Source organism: Sodalis sp. RH24 (genome assembly GCF_047324145.1).
GTDB lineage: Bacteria > Pseudomonadota > Gammaproteobacteria > Enterobacterales > Enterobacteriaceae > Acerihabitans.
In genome coordinates this window covers 2,145,429-2,167,965 of record NZ_CP178729.1, presented here as the reverse complement: position 1 = coordinate 2,167,965, position 22,537 = coordinate 2,145,429, and the positions used below count along the sequence as shown (strand labels likewise).

The following is a 22,537-nucleotide window of genomic DNA, read 5'->3' as shown; positions in this document are numbered from 1 at the left end:
GATAGACTATAGTTACAGTATTGAGTCATTCGAGTAGACTAACACCACTCAAACGCCGGTTTTACGTTAAGCAGTCGCGTTGCCGCCGTGGTTGGCCTGCGGGACAAAGACTAGAGAAAGAGGTTTACTGATGACAGATAAGCGCAAAGACGGTTCAGGAAAGCTGCTGTATTGCTCTTTCTGCGGTAAAAGCCAGCATGAGGTGCGTAAGCTGATCGCAGGGCCGTCAGTGTATATCTGCGACGAATGTGTCGATTTATGCAATGACATTATTCGCGAAGAGATCAAAGAGGTGGCTCCGCATCGCGAACGCAGCGCTCTGCCGACGCCCCATGAAATTCGCCATCACCTGGACGATTACGTTATCGGCCAGGAAAAAGCCAAAAAAGTGTTGGCGGTGGCGGTGTACAACCACTACAAACGCCTGCGTAACGGTGATACCACTAATGGCATTGAGCTCGGCAAGAGCAATATCCTGCTGATAGGCCCCACCGGCAGCGGTAAAACGCTGCTGGCGGAGACGCTGGCGCGCTTCCTGGATGTGCCCTTTACCATGGCGGATGCCACCACCCTGACCGAAGCGGGTTATGTCGGCGAGGACGTGGAAAACATCATCCAGAAACTGCTGCAAAAATGCGATTACGATGTGCAGAAGGCGCAGCGCGGTATCGTCTATATTGATGAAATCGATAAGATCTCACGCAAATCGGACAATCCGTCGATTACGCGCGATGTGTCCGGCGAGGGCGTGCAACAGGCGCTGCTGAAACTGATCGAAGGCACCATCGCCGCCGTTCCGCCCCAGGGCGGACGCAAGCATCCGCAGCAGGAATTCCTGCAGGTGGACACGTCCAAGATCCTGTTTATCTGCGGCGGCGCGTTCGCCGGCCTGGACAAGGTGATTGAGCAGCGTGTGGATACCGGGCGCGGCATTGGTTTTAGCGCCACGGTTAAAGGCAGCGCCCAGAAGGCGTCCGAAGGCCAGTTGTTGACGAAGGTCGAGCCGGAAGATCTGATTAAATTCGGTTTGATTCCTGAGTTTATCGGCCGTCTGCCGGTGCTGGCCACGCTGAATGAACTGAGCGAGGACGCGCTGATCCAAATCCTGAAAGAGCCGAAGAACGCCCTGACCAAGCAATACCAGGCGTTGTTCAATCTGGAAGGCGTGGAGCTGGAATTCCGCGACGAAGCCCTAACGGCTATCGCCAGGAAAGCCATGGCGCGCAAAACCGGCGCCCGCGGCCTGCGTTCCATCGTGGAAGGCGCGCTGCTTGAAACGATGTATGAACTGCCTTCGCAGGACAGCGTCGAGAAAGTGGTGATCGACGAAGCGGTAATTGAAGGCCAGTCGGAACCCTTGCTGATTTATGGTAAACATGAAACCCAGCAGGCGTCCGGTGAATAATCCATCAGTTGAATGATGATATTCGGCAAAAAGTAAAAAAGTGGGGGATTCCGTCCCCCATTTGTTTTTCCGTTATCCCGGCTGTTGAATGTAAAAGATTCGCCCCCATATACTCAATTACCTATTTGTTGAAACTGGCAACGGCCGAGTTTTGCGAATCCCCTAAACCTGGCGGAAGCTAAACTAAGAGAGAGCTCTATGAATGCTGAGCGTTCCGAACGCATAGAAATCCCCGTATTGCCTCTGCGCGATGTGGTGGTCTATCCGCATATGGTCATCCCGTTGTTTGTCGGGCGGGAGAAATCGATTCGGTGCCTTGAAGCAGCCATGGATAGCGACAAAAAAATCATGCTGGTGGCGCAGAAGGAAGCCTCTACGGATGAACCGGGTATCAACGATCTCTTTTCAGTCGGGACCGTCTCTTCGATTCTCCAGATGCTGAAGCTACCCGACGGTACGGTTAAAGTACTGGTCGAGGGGTTGCAGCGCGCCCGCATAACCACTTTGTCCGATAGCGGCGAGCATTTTGCCGCCCAGGCTGAATATTTTGCCACGCCCGAAATCGATGAGCGCGAACAGGAAGTCCTGGTGCGCACCGCGATTAATCAGTTTGAAGGCTATATCAAGCTGAATAAAAAAATTCCGCCCGAAGTGCTGACATCGTTGAACAGCATCGATGACGCCGCGCGCCTGGCCGATACCATCGCCGCCCATATGCCGCTCAAATTAAGCGACAAGCAGTCGGTGCTGGAAATGGCGGACGTTACCGAGCGGCTGGAATACCTGATGGCGATGATGGAATCGGAAATCGATCTCCTGCAGGTCGAAAAACGTATCCGCAATCGCGTCAAGAAACAGATGGAAAAAAGCCAGCGCGAGTACTATCTGAATGAGCAAATGAAAGCCATCCAGAAAGAGCTGGGCGAAATGGACGACGCGCCGGATGAAAACGAAGCGCTGAAACGCAAGATTGAAGCGGCAAAAATGCCGAAAGAGGCGCGGGAAAAAACCGAAGCCGAGCTGCAAAAATTGAAAATGATGTCGCCGATGTCCGCCGAGGCCACGGTGGTGCGCGGTTATATCGACTGGATGCTGTCGGTGCCCTGGCATACCCGCACCAAGGTCAAGAAAGATCTGGTCAAGGCACAGGAAGTGCTGGATAAGGATCATTATGGCCTTGAACGGGTCAAGGACCGCATTCTCGAATATTTGGCGGTGCAAAGCCGGGTCAGCAAGATAAAAGGGCCGATCCTGTGCCTGGTAGGACCGCCGGGGGTGGGTAAGACCTCGCTCGGACAGTCGATTGCCAAGGCCACCGGGCGCGAGTACGTGCGCATGGCATTGGGCGGCGTGCGCGATGAAGCGGAAATTCGCGGTCACCGTCGCACCTATATCGGCTCCATGCCCGGTAAGCTTATCCAGAAAATGTCCAAGGTCGGCGTAAAAAATCCGCTGTTCCTGCTCGACGAAATCGACAAGATGTCGTCGGATATGCGCGGCGATCCGGCTTCCGCCCTGCTGGAGGTGCTGGATCCCGAGCAAAACGTGGCGTTCAACGATCACTATCTGGAAGTGGATTACGATCTCTCCGATGTGATGTTCGTCGCGACGTCCAACTCGATGAATATCCCGGCGCCGCTGCTCGATCGTATGGAAGTGATCCGGCTGTCCGGCTATACCGAGGATGAAAAGCTGAATATCGCCCGCGAACACCTGCTGCAAAAACAGCTCGATCGCAACGCGTTGAAGGCAGGCGAATTAACCATCGACGATAGCGCCCTGGTGGGCATTATCCGTTATTACACCCGTGAAGCGGGCGTGCGTAACCTGGAACGTGAAATCTCCAAGTTATGCCGTAAAGCGGTTAAGACGCTGTTAATGGATAAAAGCGTCAAGCATATCCATATCGACGGCGACAACCTTAAGGATTACCTGGGCGTCCAACGCTTCGACTACGGCCGCGCCGAGGGCGAGAATCGGGTGGGGCAGGTTACCGGCCTGGCCTGGACCGAAGTGGGCGGCGAACTGCTGACCATAGAAACCGCGTGCGTGCCGGGAAAGGGGAAATTAACCTATACCGGATCGCTTGGCGAAGTGATGCAGGAGTCCATCCAGGCGGCGCTGACCGTGGTGCGCTCAAGGGCGGATAAGCTGGGCATTAATAACGATTTCTACGAGAAACGCGATATTCATGTCCATGTGCCGGAAGGCGCAACGCCGAAAGACGGCCCCAGCGCCGGTATCGCCATGTGTACCGCCCTGGTGTCCTGCCTGACCGGCAATCCGGTGAAAGCCAATGTGGCCATGACCGGCGAAATCACCCTGCGCGGGCTGGTATTGCCGATCGGCGGATTGAAGGAAAAACTGCTGGCGGCGCATCGCGGCGGCATCAAGACCGTGTTAATCCCTTACGAGAATAAACGCGATCTGGAAGATATGCCGGCAAATGTGATCAACGATATGGATATCCACCCCGTGCAACGGATTGACGAGGTCTTGACCCTGGCCTTGCAGAATGCGCCTTTTGGCATGGAAATCGCCACCGCGGCGGCAAAATAAGCGCGTAAAGTAACATATACCGCTAAAAAACGGGCTGGCAGGTGAAATCCCACTTGCCAGCCTTTTTTTGTACCGTTAAGTTAGGTAGCTGGCGGCTCTGGTCGGTATCCGGCTTTGGCTTGCCATGCTATAACAGGCTTGATATAACAGCTGCGCTGTCGCGTTTAAGGAAAATTCCGCCGCGACGAGAGAATTCAAGAGGGGATGAAAGAGTGAATAAGTCACAACTGATCGACAAGATTGCCGCAGGTGCTGATATTTCCAAAGCGGCTGCCGGACGTGCATTGGATGCCATTATTGGTTCCGTTACCGAAACGCTGCAACAGGGAGATGATGTTGCGCTGGTGGGTTTCGGCACCTTTACGGTGCGAGCGCGTGCCGCCCGTACCGGCCGTAATCCTCAAACCGGTAAAGAAATAAGTATCCCGGCTGCCAAAGTACCCGGTTTCCGTGCCGGCAAAGGATTGAAAGACGCTGTCAACTGATTGTTGCACCGCTGTTTTTCGCGTCAAACTATTACCTGACGCAGGGGAACGGGTAGGGTAGAATACAAGGCGCATCTTTTTTGATGTGCCTTTTTTGTTTTTATTTTTCCCTGACAGTTGCGCATTTCGGTTGTCAGAGGAATAGCTTTAGCGCGCAGCAGCTCTCGGAGCTACGGCATGAAGGCGGATCTTACTGCCGGCGCAAAGGTTTCATTCATATTACAGCGGAGTGTTGTCACACTATGATGGACAATTTACGCGCGGCCGCCAATCACGTCGTGCTCAAAATTATTCTGGCCATTGTCGCCATTTCATTCGTGCTGACCGGGGTAGGCAACTATCTGATTGGCGGCGGCGGGGATTACGCCGCGAAGGTGAACGGCCAGCAAATCAGCCGTGCCCAGCTGGAACAGGCGGTGCAAAACGAGCGCAACCGCCAGCAGGAGTCGCTGGGGGACAGTTTCTCGGCCCTGGCCGCCAACGAAGGCTACATGCTCCAGATGCGCCGCCAGGTGCTGTCGCAGCTGATTGATGAGACCCTGCTGGACCAATATGCGCAAACCCTGGGGCTTGCCGTTAGCGATCAACAGGTCAAGGAGGCGATTTTCGCCATCCCGGCGTTTCGCACCAACAACAATTTCGACAATGAAAAATACCGCTCAATCATCGCCAGCATGGGATTGACGCCGGATCAGTATGCGCAGCTGATGCGCAAGCAGCTATTGACGCAGCAGCTGATCCAGGGGCTCGGCGGCACCGGTTTCCTGCTGCCGGAAGAGACCAACCGGCTGATGGCGCTGGCCATCCAGGAGCGTCAGGCGCGCCTGGCGACGCTCGATATCAACGCGCTGCTCGCCGGGCAAACCGCTTCCCCGGAAGAGATCCAGAACCACTATAACCTGAATAAAAACACCTATGTCCAGCCCGAGTCGTTCAAAGTGTCCTATATCGCCCTGGATGCCGCCTCGATGCAGGCGAAAACCACGGTGAGCGAACCGGAAATCCAGGCCTACTACGACCAGCATAAAGACCAGTTCTCACAGCCGGCGCGTAAACGTTACGCCATAATCCAGAGCAAAACTGATGCTGACGCCCAGGCTATCCTGGCGCAACTGCAAAAAGGCGCCGATTTCGCCGCCCTGGCCAAACAACGCTCCACCGACATTATTTCCGCGAAAAACGGCGGTGATATCGGCTGGATGGACGCTGACGCCACGGTGGACGAGCTCAAACAGGCCAACCTGACCGATAAGGGCCAATTGTCCGGCGTGATCACCTCCTCGGTGGGCTTCCTGGTGGCGAAACTGACCGATATCCAGCCGGAGCAGGTGAAGCCGCTGGCCGAGGTGCACGACGGCGTGGCGGCGAAAGTGAAACAGGAAAAAGCCATCGACGCGTATTACGCCTTGCAGCAAAAGGTCAGCGACGCGGCCAGCAACGATAACGAATCACTGGCGTCGGCCGAAACGGCCGCGGGCGTCAAGGCGGTGCAGACCGACTGGTTTACCCGCGACAGCGTACCGGAAGCGTTGAACGCCGATGCCGTGAAACAGGTGCTTTTCGGCGGTTCGCTGCTGGGCGTCAACGGCGCTCCCGGCAACAATTCCGATGTGATCACCGTCGACGGCGACCGGGCTTTCGTCCTGCGCCTGGCCGAGCATAAACCGGAAAGCACCAAGCCTCTGGACGCGGTGCGCGCCCAGGTGGAAAACCAGGTGAAACGCCAAAAGGCGCTGCAACAGGCCCGCATCGACGCCGAAAAAATTCTGGCGGCGCTCAAGCAGGGTAAGGGCGCCGAGGCGATGAAAGCCGCCGGCCTGAGCTTCGGCGAGGTGAAAACCTTTGACTCGACGCGGCAGAACGATCGTTTGACCCAGGCTATCTTCACGTTGCCGCATCCCCAGCCGAACGCCTCCTCCTACGGCATGTCGGAGGATGAACAGGGCAATATCGTCCTGGTGGCGCTCGATAAGGTCGCGCCGCGCCAGCTTGATGAGCAGCAGCGCGGCCAGGTGGTCAGCCAGCTTAGCCAGGGCATGACCGGCGTGACGTTCGACGCGCTGCTCAATAACCTGCGTACCGAAGCCAAGATCAAGATGGGCACCGGCGCGCAAATGCAATAACGCTCATAAAAATACTGAACATAGTGTAATGACCAAAGGCCGCTTTCGCGGCCTTTTGCATGGTTCAATTTCCCTGGTTGCCGTGGTAATACCCTTAAGGCAACCTGCCTGCCGTGCCGGTATCTCACGGCATAACGTGTGGTTATCCACGACCCAAGGCAAGCAATCACAAGGACGTCATGTTATGAAAACTCCAATGAAACGTACTCTGAGCCTGGTGTTACTGACCAGCCTGTTCGCCCTTTCGGGCATCGCCTGGTGTTCGGTGGCGGACGGGGATAAATCCGGCGATGCCGTTGTCGTCAGCCATGACGGCGCAGGGGAAAAAGCCGCTAAGGTTCCGGCGGACGGCGGCGGTGCTAGCGACGGCATCATCAAGGTCATCGGCGCCACGGAGCACGGCGACACCAGCGACAGCGGCAGTGAGGGCGACAGCGCGGCCACCACCCTGTCCGCAGCGGCGACCACGCCGCCCGTATCCGGCGAAGCGGCCAAAGAAGACGCCGCCGAACCGGCCGCAGGCCAGGACGCGACGCAAACGGCGTCGGATACCGAAGATAAAAGCACCCAAACGGATGACTTCGGCGATGAAAAAATCAATATCAATACCGCGTCGGCTGAGGACATGGTGAGCGCGCTGAAAGGCATCGGGCCTAAAAAGGCGCAGGCCATTATCGACTACCGCGAGGCTAAGGGACCCTTTACCCATACCGACCAGTTGAAAGAAGTCAAAGGCATCGGCCCATCCACGTTCTCGCAAATCAAAGAGTTAATCATCGTGGAATAAAACAGGGGATCAATACTGACATGCCGGCCGGGTTTCAGCGCCAGGGGAAAATGTTTTCCAGCGCCGACCCCCGGCCACAGGCGATGCGCCAATATTAAATTTTTATGACAGTGTGGACATCGGGCCGTATCTTTCCTAAGTTAGTGACTCTTCTATCAATAGGAAAGCACTATGAGTGAGACAGCTAATTTAACGATTAAATTGCCTCTCGAGCTAAAGGAAAAATTGAAGTCCTTGGCCGCGAGTAAAAGCGTTTCCATGAGTGCGGAAATCAGCGCAAGGCTAGAGCGCAGCCTGGACGGCACGATTGAGGATGACGTTGAAGGCGGGGTCGAGGCAAAGCGCCACGCTAAAAACGCGGCACACAAAGAGCATGTCGCCGCCGATGTTGATAATCAACATACCGAAGAACTTACCGAGCAGCCTTTTACCACCGGTGAAGTAAAAAAGCTGCGCGCGTTACTGAATGCCAACACTAAAAAAAAATCAAAGAAAAAATAGCCAGAGGCCATTTGACCGGGCCGTCGAGTTAACTGCGGTCATAACATAACGTTATTTGTGAATCAGAGGGGAAGATATACCCTCTGATACCAACGCCTGTCTTCAATCCATCAGTCTGCCCACCTCACCTTGTTCCCGCACCATGGCGCCACAGCCGCTAACGACGGCAAAGACTGGGCGCGCGGGTAGCATGATTATGGCAGCGACGTTTTGGCTTTCATCGCCGCCATGACCCTTTCCCGATGCTGCTGATAGTCGGCCAGGCCCTTGGCGCGCAGATGGCACGCCGCGCAGGTGCCGCAACCATCCCCTTTGATGCCGTTATAGCAGGTCAGCGTTTCCTGACGCACCAAATCCAATTGCCGGTAATAATCGGCCAGCGCCCAGGTTTCGGCTTTATTCAGCCACATCAGCGGGGTGGCGAAGCGAATGTCGCGGGCCATGCCCAGGATGACGGCATTGTTCAGCGCCTTGACGAACTCATCGCGGCAGTCGGGATAACCGGAAAAATCCGTTTCACACACGCCGGTAATGACCGTTTGCGCCCCCACCTGATAGGCATAAATGGCCGCCAGGGTGAGGAACAAAATATTACGGCCCGGCACAAAGGTGCTGGGCAAGGCGTCGCCGCCGGCGCCAGGGTCAAACGCGGGCACCGGAATATTCTCCCGGGTCAGGCTGCTGACCGCCAGATCATTTAACAAACCGGCGTCGATGACTTTGTGCGCGCGGGCGCCCAGCTTGAGCGCCAGGGCGCGCGCTATGTCGATTTCAGCCCGGTGCCGCTGGCCGTAATCAAACGTAACGCAGTGCACCTCGTCATAGTGCGTTAAGGCCTGGATCAGGCAGGTGGTTGAATCCTGCCCGCCGCTAAAAACCACCACCGCTTGTGTCATTGTATTACTCAATTTAAGGAGCCACGGCCCTTATGGTAACGCCTCCGTGGCCATTTGGCATCTTTCCCGCACTTAGAGGGCCGTCAATGTATCCTGCCAGGGACTCAGGTCGCCGATATGTTCACGTACCCACTCCATCTGATAATAGGTGTCATGGTAGCGTTCCCCGCCGTCGCACAATATCGTAACGATGGCGCCTTGCCTTCCTTCGGCGCGCATCCTGACGGCCAGTTGCAGCGCGCCCCACATATTGGTACCGGTGGACGCCCCCACCCGGCGGCCGAGGATAGGCTCGAGCCAGTAAAGGGTGGCGATGGTGGCGGCGTCGGGTACCTGGATCATTTCATCAATCACATCGGCAATAAACGACGGCTCCACGCGCGGCCGGCCGATGCCTTCGATCCGGCTGGCTATGCTTGCGGTGAGCGCGGCGTCCCGGTGATGAAAATATTCAGCAAAGACGGAATTCTCCGGATCGACCACCACCAGCCGGGTGTTATGACCCTGGTAGCGAATATAGCGCCCGAGGGTGGCCGACGTGCCGCCGGTGCCGGCGCTCATAACAATATAATCGGGTTCCGGGCAGGGCTCCTGCGCCATCTGGCGAAAAATGCTTTCCGCTATATTATTGTTGCCGCGCCAGTCGGTGGCGCGCTCCGCGTAGGTAAACTGATCCATATAATGGCCGTTTAACTCATGGGCCAGGGCTTTGGCTTCGTCATAGATCATGGCGCTATGCCCGACAAAATGGCAGCGGCCGCCGTAAAAAGTAATCTGTTCAATTTTACGTTTAGCCGTGCATTCCGGCATGACGGCAATAAAAGGCAAGCCGAGCAGCCGGGCGAAATAGGCCTCCGAAACCGCCGTGCTGCCTGACGAGGCCTCGATAATGGTGGTGCCCTGCTTTATCCAGCCGTTGCACAAGCCGTATAAAAACAGCGAGCGGGCCAGCCGATGTTTTAGGCTGCCCGAGGGATGGGTGCTTTCATCTTTCAGATAGAAAAAAATGCCCGGAAACGCCGGCAGCTGAAACCGTATTAAATGCGTATCGGCGGAGCGCTGGAAATCAGACTGGATTTCGCTGATGGCCTGTTTCACCCAGGGCGCGGTCATAATAATTATCCTTAATGCGGAAGGGGGGGTTCACAGCATAGCGGGGATGAAGAAAAAATAAGTTGCCTTTTTCACTCGATTAACGTGTGATAAGAGAAATATTTTCTCCAAAAGATACTTATGCTAGATAAAACTGACCGCACGTTACTCTCATTGCTGCAGCAAGACTGTACGCTTTCGCTTCAGACGCTGGCGGATGCGGTCAACCTGACCTCCACACCATGCTGGAAACGTCTTAAACGTCTCGAGGAAACCGGTATCGTGCGCGCTAAGGTGGCGCTGCTGGATAATGAAAAGCTGGGGTTGGCCTTGACCGCCTTTGTGCTGATTAAAACACAGCAGCATAATAGCGACTGGTATCAGGCCTTTGTGGCGCAGGTTAAAGGAATGCCGGAAGTGCTGGCCTTTTATCGCATGGCCGGCGAGTATGATTACCTGATGCAGGTGGTGGCGAGCGATATGAAGAGCTACGACAACTTTTATAAGCGGCTGGTGAACGGCGTGCCTGGCCTCATCGATGTGACCTCGAGTTTTGCCATGGAACAAATCAAAAATACCACCGTATTGCCGTTATAATTTATCTTTCGCTGCGGCGGGTCACTTTCAATAGGTTTGGAATAAAACTGCGTGAGATTATTTGCACAATTAGGTTGGTATTTTCGCCGCGAATGGCGACGTTATCTGGGGTCGGTCTTATTGTTGATCATTATCGCCATACTGCAACTGATCCCGCCCAGACTGGTCGGGGTTATCGTGGACGGCGTGACGGAGCATCGGGCCTCCACGCGGATGATCATGATGTGGCTGGGCGTCATGGCGTTTACCGCCGTGCTGGTATACCTGCTGCGCTACGTATGGCGTGTGCTGCTGTTCGGCGCCTCTTATAAGCTGGCGGTGGAGCTGCGCGCCCGTTTTTATCATTTGCTCAGCCATCAACTGCCGGGTTTTTATCTGCGCCACCGCACCGGCGATCTGATGGCGCGCGCCACCAACGACGTGGACCGGGTGGTATTCGCCGCCGGGGAAGGGGTGCTGACCCTGGTGGACTCGCTGGTGATGGGCCTGTCGGTGCTGGTGGTGATGAGCGTGCAGATAAGCTGGCAGCTTACCCTGCTGTCGCTGCTGCCGATGCCGGTCATGGCGCTGCTGATTAAACACAATGGCGATGAGCTGCACCGGCGGTTTAAAACCGCCCAGGCGGCGTTTTCGTCACTCAATAACCAAACGCAGGAAAGCCTTACCGGCATCCGCATGATCAAGGCCTTCGGTCTGGAGGGATACCAGTCGGAGCGGTTTGTGCAGGTGGCCGCCGACGCCGGCGCAAAAAATATGCGCGTGGCGCGCATTGACGCGCGTTTCGATCCCACCATTTACCTGACCGTCGGCTTTTCTAACCTGCTGGCCATCGGGGGCGGCAGTTGGATGGTGATGAACGATCTGCTGACGCTTGGGCAGTTAACCAGCTTTATTATGTATCTGGGCCTGATGATTTGGCCGATGCTGGCATTAGCCTGGATGTTTAATATTGTCGAGCGGGGCAGCGCCGCCTATAGCCGGATCCGCCAAACGCTGGACGAGGCTCCTCAGGTCAGGGACGGTAAGGAAATGCTTCCCCCCGGACGCGGCGTCCTTGAGGTCGACGTCGACAGCTTCAGCTATCCGCACACGCCGCAGCCGACATTGAATAATATCCATTTGCGGCTGGCGCCGGGACGGGTGCTGGGTATCTGCGGCCCGACCGGCGCCGGTAAAAGCACGCTGTTATCGCTGCTGCAGCGGCATTTTGACGTGACCCGGGGCGAGATCCGTTTCCACGGTATGTCCCTTGCCGATGTCTCCCTTGATCAGTGGCATAGCCGCCTGGCGGTGGTCAGCCAGACGCCGTTTTTATTTTCCGATAGCGTGGCGCGTAATATCGCCCTCGGCCGGCCGGACGCCACCCGGGAGCAAATCGAGCGGGCGGCGACCCTTGCCTGCGTGCATGAGGATATCCTGCGGCTGCCGCAGGGCTATGAAACCGAAGTGGGCGAGCGGGGCGTGATGCTGTCCGGCGGGCAAAAACAGCGTCTGTCCATTGCCCGCGCCCTGCTGCTGGAGGCGGAAATCCTGATATTCGACGACGCGCTCTCCGCCGTGGACGGGCGTACCGAACATACCATCTTGCGCAATCTCAGGCAGTGGGGCGAGGGACGTACCCTGATCATTACCGCCCACCGGCTGTCGGCGCTGAATGCGGCCGATGAAATCGTCGTGCTGCGCCACGGCACCCTTGCCCAGCGGGGCGAACATCAGCATCTGCTGCAGGAAGAGGGCTGGTATCGGGATATGTTCCGCTACCAGCAGTTGGAAGCAGCGCTCAGCGCCGATCCGGACGGGCAGGAGGCGGCCGATGCGTAAATGGCAAACCCTGTGGCCGACGCTGAAACGGCTGCTGGCCTACAGCCGGCCTTACCGCAAACCGCTGACGCTGGCGGTGGTCATGCTGTGGCTGGCGGCCGGCGCGGAAGTCGCCGGCCCGGTGGTGATCAGCTTTTTTATCGACCGGGTCGTACCGCTGAAAACCTTTCCGCCGCTGCTGGTGACCGGGCTGGCGCTGGGTTATATCGCCCTGCAGATGGTGTCCGCGTCCCTGCGCTACTACCAGGCGCTGTTGTTCAACCAAACGGCGCTCGACGTGGTGCAGCAACTGCGCACCGAGGTAATGGATGCCGCGCTGCGCCAGCCGCTGAGCGCGTTTGATACCCAGCCGGTGGGCCAGCTTATCTCGCGGGTGACCAATGATACCGAGGTGGTCAAGGATCTTTACGTCACGGTGATGGCGACGGTGCTGCGCTGTATCGCCCTGGTGGGCGCCATGCTTATTGCGATGTTTATGCTGGACTGGCGCATGGCCGCCATTTCGATGGTGATCTTCCCCGTGGTGGCGCTGGTAATGACGGTGTATCAGCATTTCAGCACCCCGATCGTGCGTCGCCTGCGCGCCTATCTGGCGGATATCAACAATGGCTTTAATGAAGCGATAAGCGGCATGAGCGTCATCCAGCAGTTTCGCCAGCAGGGGCGTTTCGGCCAACGGCTGGCGCAAGCCAGCCACGCCCATTACCTGGCGCGGATGCAGACCCTGAGGCTTGAGGGCTTTTTGCTGCGCCCGCTCCTGAGCCTGCTGTCGGCGTTGGTATTATGCGGGCTGCTGATGCTGTTTAGCTTCAGCCCGGCGGGCACCGTCGGGGTCGGGGTACTGTATGCCTTTATCAATTATCTCGGCCGCTTAAATGAGCCGCTGATTGAACTGACCACCCAGCAATCGATGCTGCAGCAGGCCGTGGTGGCGGGCGAGCGCATCTTTGAACTGATGGACGGCGACCGGCAGCAGTACGGCGACGACGACCGGCCCTTGATCAGCGGACGTATTGATATTCGCGACCTCAGCTTTTCCTACCGCAATGCCACGCCGGTATTGCGGCATATTTCCCTGTCGGTGCCATCCCGGCGCTTTATCGCGCTGGTGGGGCATACCGGCAGCGGTAAAAGCACCCTGGCTAATTTAATGATGGGCTATTATCCCATCAGCGAGGGCGCGCTGTTGCTCGACGGCCGGCCCATCGCCAGCCTGTCGCACCGGGTGCTCAGGCAAGGCGTCGCCATCGTCCAGCAGGACCCGGTGGTCATGGCGGACACTGTATTCACCAATATTACCCTGGGGCGTGATATCAGCGAATCCAGGGCCTGGCATGCCTTGGAACAGGTGCAACTGGCGGAACTGGTCAGATCCATGCCGGGCGGCATCCACGCCGGCCTCGGCGAGCAGGGCAATACCCTGTCGGTCGGGCAAAAACAGCTGCTGGCCATGGCCAGGGTTCTGGTCCTCACTCCGCAAATCCTGATCCTCGACGAGGCCACCGCCAATATCGACTCCGGCACCGAGCAGGCGATCCAGCGGGCGCTGGCGGCTATCCGCCACCAGACCACCCTGGTGGTTATCGCGCACCGCTTATCCACCATCGTCGAGGCTGACGAAATTCTGGTGCTACACCGTGGCGAAGCGGTGGAGCGGGGCTCCCACGAGGCGTTGTTAACGCAGCAGGGCCGCTATTTCCAGATGTATCAACTGCAGCAGGCCGGCAGGGCGCTCGCCGCCGACGTCAGGGTGGCCGGCGCGGGGCACGGCTGACGATGTGCGACGGATGTGCCGCCCGTGGGTAGCCGCGGATAAGCATGCTGGGCGCTTAAGCGCAGCGCGCACCGGGATTGAGCATCCCGGCGCCGATATTCCCCTTTCTGCACCGTAATCTGGCGTAGTGCACTAATACAGTGCGCCTCGCTGGTATATTTTTGCGCGTCGCCGGAGCCAATGCTGCGCCTGAGGCGGGTTTTGCTGTATCGGCGGGCGTCCAACGGTAAATTTCTATTTCAAAACATTTGTGGCACATGCTTTGCTTTACTCAGGCGTAGCGATCGCGAGTTCAGATCCAAATTCTTGAGGGGGAACATATGAAGCTGGTAACCGTGGTGATTAAACCATTTAAATTAGAAGACGTGCGAGAAGCGCTTTCTGCTGTGGGCATTCAAGGGCTGACGGTCACCGAGGTCAAAGGCTTTGGACGGCAAAAGGGCCATGCAGAGCTGTATCGCGGGGCCGAATACAGCGTTAATTTCCTGCCCAAGGTAAAAATTGATATCGCCATTGCCGACGATCAGCTAGATGAAGTTATCGATGTCATCAGTAAAGCGGCGTATACCGGAAAGATCGGCGACGGCAAGATTTTTGTTGCTGAGCTACAACGGGTCATCCGGATTCGTACCGGAGAGACCGACGAAGCAGCACTTTAACGACACACACGCGCGAATTTTGTGGATAGGGATGAATGAAAATGAAGAAACTTGTCTCATTGACCAGCCTCGGCGCAGTAGCATTGTTGCCGACATGGGCCATGGCCGCAGCGCCTGTTGCTGACAAGGCCGATAACGCTTTTATGATGATAAGCACCGCTTTGGTGCTGTTTATGACTTTACCGGGGATTGCCTTGTTTTACGGCGGCCTGCTGCGCGCCAAAAACGTGCTGTCGATGTTGACCCAGGTTGCGGTCACCTTCGCCATGGTCTGCGTGCTGTGGCTGATTTACGGTTACTCCCTGGCCTTTAGCGAGGGCAATCCGTTTTTCGGCGGGTTCGGTTGGACCATGTTGAAGAATATTGAGCTGACGGCGCTGACCGGTACGTTCTATCAACTGATCCACGTCGCGTTTCAATGTTCGTTTGCCTGTATTACCGTCGGTCTGATTGTCGGCGCCCTGGCGGAACGTATTCGTTTCTCCGCGGTGCTGATTTTTGTGCTGGTATGGCTGACCTTTTCCTACCTGCCGATGGCGCATATGGTTTGGGCAGGCGGTTATCTGGCGGCGCAGGGCGCGCTGGACTTCGCCGGGGGTACTGTCGTTCATATCAATGCGGCGAGTGCCGGTTTGGTGGGTGCCTATATGCTGGGCAAACGCTCAGGTTTCGGCAAGGAAGCGTTTAAGCCGCATAACCTGCCGATGGTCTTTACCGGTACCGCGATCCTGTATGTCGGCTGGTTCGGCTTCAACGCCGGTTCCGCCAGCGCTGCCAACGAAATTGCCGCACTGGCTTTCCTCAATACCGTCATGGCTACCGCCGGCGCCATCCTGTCCTGGGTGTTTGTTGAGTGGATGCTGCGCGGCAAGCCTTCCTTGCTGGGCGCCTGCTCCGGTTGTATCGCCGGTCTGGTCGCCATCACTCCTGCCGCCGGCACCGTCGGCGTCGGTGGCGCACTGGTCATTGGCCTGGTGGGCGGCGTAGCCGGGCTTTGGGGTGTGGTTGCCCTGAAAAAATGGCTGCGGGTGGATGATGTCTGCGACGTATTCGGCGTGCACGGCGTGTGCGGTATCGTAGGCTGCCTGCTGACCGGCGTATTCACTTCCGCCTCGCTCGGCGGCGTGGGTTACGCTCAGGGTGTTACCATGGGGCACCAGCTCTGGGTTCAGCTGTTCAGCGTGATCGTCTGTCTGGTCTGGTCCGGCGTCGTGGCCTTTATCGGCTTCAAGATTGCCGATATGGTGGTGGGGCTGCGTGTGTCCGAAGAACAGGAACGCGAAGGCCTGGACGTCAACAGCCATGGCGAAAATGCCTATAACGAATAATTTTCTATGCAGCGCCGGGGCACGATAACCGGCCATGGAAAATCAGCAGGGGCGATTTATCGCCCCTGTTTTCATTTGCGCAAAGCGCCGGGCGGGCCGGGTGGGTTCACACCCCATGGTGCCGCATCACGCCTTCCTGCGCCGTCGAGGCTACCAGCACCCCGTCGCGGCGGAAAATCTGTCCGCGCACAAATCCCCGCGCGCCGGACGCCGAAGGGCTTTCTATCGCATATAACAGCCAATCGTCAAAACGAAAAGGGCGATGGAACCACATCGAATGATCAATGGTGGCGATTTGCACCCCGGGCTCAAGAAACCCCACGCCATGCGGCTGGAGCGCTGTGGGCAGGAAGTTAAAATCGGACGCGTAGCCCAGCAGGAATTGATGGCATTCACGGTCATCCGGCAGTGTGCCCGCAGCCCGCAGCCAAACATAACGCACGGGTTTTTCCACGGCGCCTTTAAACGGGTTATGGAAAACAACCGGACGCATTTCTATCGGCTTTTCACCGGTCAGTTTTCGCCGCAGCGGCTCGGGCAGGCCGGCGGCCAGAGGCAGCGCGATATCCCGCTCCGAGGGCAACCCCTCGGGGGCGGGCACCTGGGGCATCGGGCTTTGGTGCTCAAAGCCCGTTTCTTCCGCCTGAAACGAGGCCGTCAGGTAAAATATCGGCAGGCCCTGCTGAATGGCGCTGACATGACGGGCGCTGAAACTGTTGCCATCGCGCAGCTCGGCCACCTGATAGACAATGGGCAAGCTGACGTCGCCTGGGCGTAAAAAATAGCTGTGAAAGGAATGGACATGCCGCGCCGGGGGGACCGTCTGCCGCGCGGCGTACAAAGCCTGGGCCACCACCTGCCCGCCGAAGACCCGCGGCAGGCCCAAATCCTCGCTTTGACCGCGAAAAAGGCCTTCCTCCAGCTTTTCCAGGGTGATCAGATTCAATAGATGATCGATTTTACGGGTCATAACTACGCTCCAGTAACCAGGGTCTTCACTGCGGGTAAACGCATGACGGGTGCCGGCATAGCGTCGGGGCACCGAACCTCCCAGGCCGGCCATGACAGCCCGCTTTAATGAGCATAACCGCAAACGTGTCCGGTGCGAATGCAACCGACAGGAAAATATCAGGATTCTGTGCCATGATTAAATCATTAGGTGGTTCAGCCACCAAGACTTCACCGCCGCTTGGTATCGGTGAAATGATGAGCTAATAATAAGAAGGAGAGATAAATCATGAAACTCTGGCAAGTAGTAGGTGGCGCTGCGCTAGCGGTCACCTTGGCGGGATGCGCTGATAAAGGCCATCAGGTGGCTACCCCGGCGTTCAAAACCCCGGGCACCGCTGAACAAGCCGAAGCGTTAAGGCAACCCAGCGTTTCCGGCACCGTTTGGATCAGGCAACGGATCGCATTGCCTCCCGACGCGGTATTGACCGTAACGCTGTCCGATGCCTCGATAAGCGATACGCCGTCTACCGTCATTGCGCAACGTGTGGTACGCACGGAAGGTAAGCAGGCGCCGTTCAGCTTTGTGTTGCCGTTTAATCCGGCGCAAATACAGCCCAATGCGCGCATCCTGCTAAGCGCGGCGATTACCGTCGATGGCCGGTTAATGTTTATTACCGAGCAGGTGAAGACGGTTATCAACAACGGCGGCACCAAACAGGATCTGACGCTGGTGCCGGTGGAAGCCGTGGCCATGCCGACACGCGCCGCGGCGGCATCTACCGTGCCGCTGACCTCTCCCACCCAGGTGGCGCCGGCCAGCAGTGTTCCCGCGCCTAACCAGTTGTAAGGTCTCTTGGGATGGTGCTAAACGCCGCGGTGTTGGCGGCGTTTATGCCGGCTAAAGCGTCGCGTGCCTGGGCACAACGGCTTGAGACGTTACTGAACAACACTGAACAACGCCTCTGGTGGCGATAGGTTGAGTGTCTCACAGGGAGGTGAGACGCGCTCACGCCCTAGCGCCATGGCGACAAATCATCATCCCCGCCAAGACTAAGGTATTTAACGTGTCGCGGCCTCTCCTCTCCCTGGCCCGCTGTTCCAGCCTGGCCGGCGTTTTACAAGACCCAGCGATAGCGGGACAAGTCGATATTACCGCCGCGCCCGAATTCCACGCCCTCCGCTTCCAGGGCGGTTCTCTGCCGTTCATAACCCTCGCCTGGCAGTGAAATGCCGCCGTGCCGGTTAACCACCCGATGCCATGGCAGGCGGCTACCCGCGGGCAACCGGCTCAGTATGCCCCCGACCTGTCTGGCGGCGCGCGGAGATCCCGCCAGCCGGGCCACATCGCCATAGGTGGCAATGTGGCCGGAAGGAATGGCGGCGACAATCTGGAATACCCGCTGGCGAAACGTATCAATTGGTTCATTCATCGTATGGCACAGAATTCATTAAGCCCAAGGCAGCATATTGGCATAACCCGGCAGGGTCAAAAAGGATTTAAAATAGGACAGGGCCACGGCGCGGATGGCGATTGCCCAAGAAAACAGCGCTTGGCGCGTATCGGCTTGCAATTGCGCGGGGCATCATTGATAATGCCCCGCGCTCGGGAAAAACGAGCCGTCAATGGAGGCCCCGTTGGTGCTCCCGCAACACTAACTTGTGAACTCGGTCAGGTCCGGAAGGAAGCAGCCGTAGCAGGCGACGTGTGTGCCGGGATGTTGCTGGCGGGGCCTCCACCCAATCAAACGCCCCACCATTATTCTCCCATTTTTCATCAATGCTTCTTTATGGATGCAAGGTCCGCTGTTTTTTCAACCAGCCGCCGTTATTAATTAGTCGATAGCCCGGGCCAATAGGATGTTCTATGGCGCTTGTCGATGAAATAACGTCCGTTGATATATTGCCGGGAAAAATTAAAGGATGGAATACCTTGCATAATAGCGTCTATTAAAATAAAGCACTGGCTATCCGGCATTACGCCGTGATAGCTGCTATGGCATATTTATTCGTGTTTTTATTACCAATCCAGGGCATACCCGGGGCGCGTCAACACGCATAAGAGCGCACGTTTACACTTGGGGAGCGCGATAATCTGCGTCACAACACGGAATAGCCGGTGATAAAAAAGGAGTGATAAATACACCTATATGAACATAAATTTTTATTAATGTTGATATTAAGTATCACTTAATGGCTGTTTAACGAACATACTTCCAGACCGATACCGGAACTTTATCATAGAGTTTGTCCATGGTCAGTTCCGCGAGACGATGGTCGGCCGCAGAGTTGAATATCTCCAGTTCGTCGTCGGACAGTTCATATTTGTTTTTCTCTATCACCCGCTCCAGCGTCTCCAGGGTTCTGCATTTGCGTAACCGCATTAAATAATCGATCTTGTTCATATTGGCCTTTTGGGTTCTCTCATATGTTAAAATATCATTTACTATTTCAGGAAATACAGAGTTCAGTCTCTGAGAAAGTTCCGAATAGCCGTGAACGGCTTTTGCGCCACCGTTGCACATCCAGATTATTGATACCGTAGCTGCTAAATAAGGTAAAAGTATCGTCCAGGAAGGTTTCTACATGATCGACCAAATCGCTTTCATTATGATGTTTAAGCTTAAAAATGACCACATAAGATGCAATATGGTCGATTAATTCATTCATCTGTAAATTAATCGCCGATGCCGGGTCATTAACCCACCCATGGTAGCTATCGCCCAAACTGGCAATGCCCTCATCATACAGATTGCCACAGAGGTATTTAAGCTGTGCTATATCATGTCGTTTGGGTGAATACTCATCCATATCAGCCCTCCTAACGCTAAACAAATTACCGTCATCTTTAAGATGGGATTGAGGCACGCCCACGTATCATCGGCGTTCCCGCGCCCTATTTAAAGATAGAAGATTTTATGCAGTTTGGCACTATCAGCTTACATTATCTTACCGTCATATCCTATTGCAATTTCATTAACACTAATTGCACAAACGGTGAAAGCCTGTGGGCGACGATGGTTACCAGCAGTCAACGTGGTGGTGATAAAGCAGCTATTTGCACACAGCAAGCAACGGGTAAACACTCATTTCCGCCGCTATGGTATTTATTATATTTATTTTTACCATTTCTTGTCGCAATACTCATCCCTTATTGCCATAAAATTATGACAATACGTTGCTAAACCGTTCAAACCCGGCGGTTCCTTAACAGTTAAACGCCGGAGGGATGTTGGCAAGCCTCCCAGTACGTGATATGTTATAGTATAACATTTTATGAAGGCATGTTTTCATGCGATCCTCTATCAGCAAAACCACCGACCCCACGCCTGACAATCTGATGTGCGCCTCCGGGTTACGGCGCATAGGATTTGGCCTGGCCCTGCTGTGTGTCCTCTGGCTGGGTATCTTTTGGGCATCCTTACTGCCATGATGACATTTGAACAGTTATGTATCGGCTACCACGGGCACGCTATTATCGACGCCCTGGACGGCAAATTCGAGGCCGGCAGCCTGACCGCGGTTATCGGCGCCAACGGCACCGGTAAATCGACCCTGTTGAAAACCATTGCCGGACTTTTGCCGGCTATCGGCGGCAGCCTTTCGTTCTCGGCAGGGCAAAAACCCCGTATCGCCTATTTACCACAGCAGTCAGAGCTGGACCGTCAGTTTCCGTTGCGGGTGTTTGAAGTGGTCGCTATGGGCTGTTGGCCGGCCATCGGATTGCTGCGGCGTATTAACAAGACGGCCATGGCGCGCATCCATGACGCCCTGGATCGCGTCGGTCTGGGATCAATGGCAACGAGCCCGATTGAAATACTATCAGGCGGCCAGTTCCAGCGTATGCTGTTCGCCCGCCTTCTGGTGCAGCAGGCGCCGCTGATATTGCTGGATGAGCCTTTCAGCGGGATTGACAGTCCAACCTGCGCATTATTGATGGATGTCATCGACCAGCTTCATAAGGCCGGCCACACCATTATCGTGGTACTGCACGACGACGCCCTGGTAGTCCGTCGTTTTCCACAAACCCTGCTGCTGTCCGGCCGGCACACGCGCTGGGGGGCGACAGACGCGATCCTCGCGGACGCGTTTTCTCCCCGGGCCGCCTGGTCCACCGATCGTTGCTTCCATCAGGCCGCATCATGATCCTTCACCTCTTATTCGACCCCTTTCTCTCGCTTGGATTTATGCGGCGTGCGCTGGTGGCCTGTTTTGCCCTTTCGCTCAGTTCCACTCCGCTGGGGGTTTTCCTGTCGCTACGCAGGATGAGCCTGGTGGGGGATGCCTTATCACACGCGATATTGCCCGGCGTCGCCATCGGTTATCTGCTGTCGGGCATGTCGCTGATGGCCATGGGCATCGGCGGATTTATCGCCGGATTACTGGTCGCGGTGCTGTCCGGCTGGGTGACCTCGCTCACCGTCCTGAAGGAAGACGCCAGCTTTGCCGGTTTTTATCTGGGATCGCTGGCCCTGGGCGTGACCTTGGTATCCCTGCGCGGGTCCAGCGTCGATTTGCTTCATCTGTTATTTGGCACCGTATTGGCGGTCGATAGCCAGGCCATTCTGTTTGTCGGCCTGATTGCCACCGTTACGCTGCTTTGCCTGGCGCTGATGTATCGCGCGCTGATTATTGAGGCCTTCGACGCGGCGTTCCTGCGCATAAACGTTCGCGGTTATCCCCGCCTGATCCATGCCTTATTCCTGGCGCTGGTGGTGCTTAACCTGGTGGCGGGTTTTCAAATTCTCGGCACCCTGATGTCGGTGGGACTCATGATGCTGCCGGCGGTGGCCGCCCGCTGTTGGTCCGGGCATCTGCCGGGCACGCTGCTGATAGCGTTGTTGATTGGCCTGCTTAGCGCCTGGGTAGGGCTGCTGTGGTCGTTCTACGCCTCGATTCCGGCGGGCCCGGCCATTGTGCTTACCGCCAGCCTGATCTTTTTTATTTCGGTACTGTTAGGACCGCGCGGCAGTTTCACCATGATTTTGCGCCGGCATTATTTCACTGCCGGCAAGGCAAAAAAATAACCTGCGTGCCGCCATCGCCGGCCGCGCCGGCGGCAAACAAAAGGCCTCCAGCGGAGGCCTTTGACCGACTGAGTAACCGGCGCCGGTTATTTTTTCTTTTTCCCGCCCTGGACCGCCTTGAAGCGGGGATTGGATTTGCAGATGACGTAAATGCGGCCGCGACGGCGAACGACTTTACAATCCGGATGACGCGTCTTGGCGGAACGCAACGAGCTTAATACCTGCATGATAACCACGCCTCTTCTAATAATGACTACTTGGTGAAAAAACGGCCGAAGCGTTGGTTAAAGCGCGCGGTGCTGCCTTCTTTATCCACGATCCGCTGCTTGCCGGTGTAATAGGGATGGGATTCGGATGACACCTCCACCGTGATGTAGGGGAATGTTTTCCCGTCCAGCTCCACGGTACGGTCGGTCTTGATGGTCGAACCCACTTTAAAATAAGCATCCGCGCTGGTGTCGTGAAACACCACGGTACGGTAGTCGGGATGGATGCCAGGTTTCATATCTCACCTCATTTAGTTATGTTATATCAT

The 22,537-nt window shown here is 56.3% G+C and carries 22 protein-coding genes and 1 other RNA gene; 15 read left to right on the top strand and 8 right to left on the bottom strand.

Annotated features, from left to right (window positions below):
• The first annotated feature begins 130 nt into the window (after nucleotides 1-130).
• The 6 genes from clpX (at nucleotide 131) to ACL2XG_RS09980 (ending at nucleotide 7,860) form a co-directional block, all read left to right on the top strand.
• On the top strand, nucleotides 131-1,405 hold the full coding sequence (gene clpX, locus ACL2XG_RS10005) for an ATP-dependent protease ATP-binding subunit ClpX (protein ID WP_410016186.1): 1,275 nt from the start codon (nucleotides 131-133) through the stop codon (nucleotides 1,403-1,405).
• Between the two features lie 198 nt (nucleotides 1,406-1,603).
• Entirely contained in the window at nucleotides 1,604-3,964 is a 2,361-nt protein-coding gene (lon, locus tag ACL2XG_RS10000; RefSeq protein ID WP_410016185.1) for an endopeptidase La, read from the top strand.
• Nucleotides 3,965-4,176: 212 nt separating this feature from the next.
• Complete coding sequence (hupB, locus tag ACL2XG_RS09995) at nucleotides 4,177-4,449, top strand: nucleoid-associated protein HU-beta (protein ID WP_162367713.1); 273 nt, start codon at nucleotides 4,177-4,179, stop codon at nucleotides 4,447-4,449.
• Nucleotides 4,450-4,691: 242 nt separating this feature from the next.
• Complete coding sequence (gene ppiD / locus ACL2XG_RS09990) at nucleotides 4,692-6,572, top strand: peptidylprolyl isomerase (RefSeq protein WP_410016184.1); 1,881 nt, start codon at nucleotides 4,692-4,694, stop codon at nucleotides 6,570-6,572.
• Nucleotides 6,573-6,768: 196 nt separating this feature from the next.
• Nucleotides 6,769-7,359 (top strand): ComEA family DNA-binding protein, encoded by a 591-nt coding sequence (locus tag ACL2XG_RS09985; RefSeq protein WP_413722259.1) that lies wholly within the window; start codon nucleotides 6,769-6,771, stop codon nucleotides 7,357-7,359.
• Between the two features lie 171 nt (nucleotides 7,360-7,530).
• Complete coding sequence (locus ACL2XG_RS09980; protein ID WP_413722260.1) at nucleotides 7,531-7,860, top strand: Arc family DNA-binding protein; 330 nt, start codon at nucleotides 7,531-7,533, stop codon at nucleotides 7,858-7,860.
• Nucleotides 7,861-8,054: 194 nt separating this feature from the next.
• Here the strand turns inward: ACL2XG_RS09980 and queC are convergent, their stop codons facing one another.
• Entirely contained in the window at nucleotides 8,055-8,756 is a 702-nt protein-coding gene (gene queC, locus ACL2XG_RS09975) for a 7-cyano-7-deazaguanine synthase QueC (protein WP_410016181.1), read from the bottom strand.
• Between the two features lie 72 nt (nucleotides 8,757-8,828).
• Entirely contained in the window at nucleotides 8,829-9,869 is a 1,041-nt protein-coding gene (locus ACL2XG_RS09970) for a PLP-dependent cysteine synthase family protein (RefSeq protein ID WP_410016180.1), read from the bottom strand.
• A 120-nt stretch (nucleotides 9,870-9,989) separates the two neighbouring features.
• Here ACL2XG_RS09970 and ACL2XG_RS09965 point away from each other — a divergent pair, with 120 nt between their 5' ends.
• From ACL2XG_RS09965 to amtB, 5 genes are all read left to right on the top strand, one after another.
• Nucleotides 9,990-10,445, top strand: coding sequence for an Lrp/AsnC family transcriptional regulator (locus ACL2XG_RS09965; RefSeq protein ID WP_413722261.1), 456 nt, complete (start codon nucleotides 9,990-9,992; stop codon nucleotides 10,443-10,445).
• 51 nt (nucleotides 10,446-10,496) lie between these two features.
• Nucleotides 10,497-12,266, top strand: a complete 1,770-nt coding sequence (locus ACL2XG_RS09960; RefSeq protein WP_413722262.1) for a SmdA family multidrug ABC transporter permease/ATP-binding protein — start codon at nucleotides 10,497-10,499, stop codon at nucleotides 12,264-12,266.
• Nucleotides 12,259-14,040, top strand: coding sequence for a SmdB family multidrug efflux ABC transporter permease/ATP-binding protein (locus ACL2XG_RS09955; protein ID WP_413722263.1), 1,782 nt, complete (start codon nucleotides 12,259-12,261; stop codon nucleotides 14,038-14,040). Before ACL2XG_RS09960 ends, ACL2XG_RS09955 begins: the two co-directional genes overlap by 8 nt.
• A gap of 320 nt (nucleotides 14,041-14,360) precedes the next feature.
• Nucleotides 14,361-14,699: a P-II family nitrogen regulator gene (glnK, locus tag ACL2XG_RS09950; protein ID WP_009639071.1), complete on the top strand. Its 339-nt coding sequence runs from the start codon at nucleotides 14,361-14,363 to the stop codon at nucleotides 14,697-14,699.
• Nucleotides 14,700-14,740: 41 nt separating this feature from the next.
• The gene (gene amtB, locus ACL2XG_RS09945) at nucleotides 14,741-16,027 is read left to right on the top strand and encodes an ammonium transporter AmtB (protein WP_410016176.1); all 1,287 of its coding nucleotides are present in this window, start codon (nucleotides 14,741-14,743) and stop codon (nucleotides 16,025-16,027) included.
• Nucleotides 16,028-16,133: 106 nt separating this feature from the next.
• Here amtB and tesB read toward each other — a convergent pair whose 3' ends face one another.
• Entirely contained in the window at nucleotides 16,134-16,997 is an 864-nt protein-coding gene (tesB, locus tag ACL2XG_RS09940) for an acyl-CoA thioesterase II (protein ID WP_410016175.1), read from the bottom strand.
• Nucleotides 16,998-17,264: 267 nt separating this feature from the next.
• On the opposite strand from tesB, the gene ACL2XG_RS09935 reads away from it, so the two are divergent.
• Nucleotides 17,265-17,825 carry a YbaY family lipoprotein gene (locus tag ACL2XG_RS09935; RefSeq protein ID WP_410016174.1) on the top strand — a complete coding sequence of 187 codons (561 nt, stop codon included), beginning with the start codon at nucleotides 17,265-17,267 and terminating at the stop codon, nucleotides 17,823-17,825.
• Between the two features lie 268 nt (nucleotides 17,826-18,093).
• Here the strand turns inward: ACL2XG_RS09935 and ACL2XG_RS09930 are convergent, their stop codons facing one another.
• A complete protein-coding gene (locus ACL2XG_RS09930; RefSeq protein WP_413722264.1) occupies nucleotides 18,094-18,408 on the bottom strand; it encodes an MGMT family protein in 315 nt (104 codons plus the stop codon).
• A gap of 203 nt (nucleotides 18,409-18,611) precedes the next feature.
• On the opposite strand from ACL2XG_RS09930, the gene ffs reads away from it, so the two are divergent.
• Nucleotides 18,612-18,708, top strand: an RNA gene (ffs, locus tag ACL2XG_RS09925) — signal recognition particle sRNA small type.
• A gap of 468 nt (nucleotides 18,709-19,176) precedes the next feature.
• Here ffs and ACL2XG_RS09920 read toward each other — a convergent pair.
• Nucleotides 19,177-19,380: an HHA domain-containing protein gene (locus ACL2XG_RS09920; RefSeq protein ID WP_162367725.1), complete on the bottom strand. Its 204-nt coding sequence runs from the start codon at nucleotides 19,378-19,380 to the stop codon at nucleotides 19,177-19,179.
• Nucleotides 19,381-19,426: 46 nt separating this feature from the next.
• Nucleotides 19,427-19,786, bottom strand: a complete 360-nt coding sequence (gene tomB / locus ACL2XG_RS09915; RefSeq protein ID WP_162367726.1) for an Hha toxicity modulator TomB — start codon at nucleotides 19,784-19,786, stop codon at nucleotides 19,427-19,429.
• 618 nt (nucleotides 19,787-20,404) lie between these two features.
• On the opposite strand from tomB, the gene ACL2XG_RS09910 reads away from it, so the two are divergent.
• Nucleotides 20,405-21,121 carry a metal ABC transporter ATP-binding protein gene (locus ACL2XG_RS09910; protein WP_413722265.1) on the top strand — a complete coding sequence of 239 codons (717 nt, stop codon included), beginning with the start codon at nucleotides 20,405-20,407 and terminating at the stop codon, nucleotides 21,119-21,121.
• Nucleotides 21,115-22,002, top strand: a complete 888-nt coding sequence (locus ACL2XG_RS09905) for a metal ABC transporter permease (RefSeq protein WP_410016607.1) — start codon at nucleotides 21,115-21,117, stop codon at nucleotides 22,000-22,002. Before ACL2XG_RS09910 ends, ACL2XG_RS09905 begins: the two co-directional genes overlap by 7 nt.
• An 86-nt stretch (nucleotides 22,003-22,088) precedes the next feature.
• Here ACL2XG_RS09905 and ykgO read toward each other — a convergent pair whose 3' ends face one another.
• Together ykgO and ACL2XG_RS09895 are read right to left on the bottom strand one after the other, a co-directional pair.
• A complete protein-coding gene (ykgO, locus tag ACL2XG_RS09900) occupies nucleotides 22,089-22,229 on the bottom strand; it encodes a type B 50S ribosomal protein L36 (RefSeq protein WP_410016171.1) in 141 nt (46 codons plus the stop codon).
• A gap of 26 nt (nucleotides 22,230-22,255) precedes the next feature.
• Nucleotides 22,256-22,507, bottom strand: a complete 252-nt coding sequence (locus ACL2XG_RS09895; protein WP_410016170.1) for a type B 50S ribosomal protein L31 — start codon at nucleotides 22,505-22,507, stop codon at nucleotides 22,256-22,258.
• Between the last annotated feature and the right edge of the window lie 30 nt (nucleotides 22,508-22,537).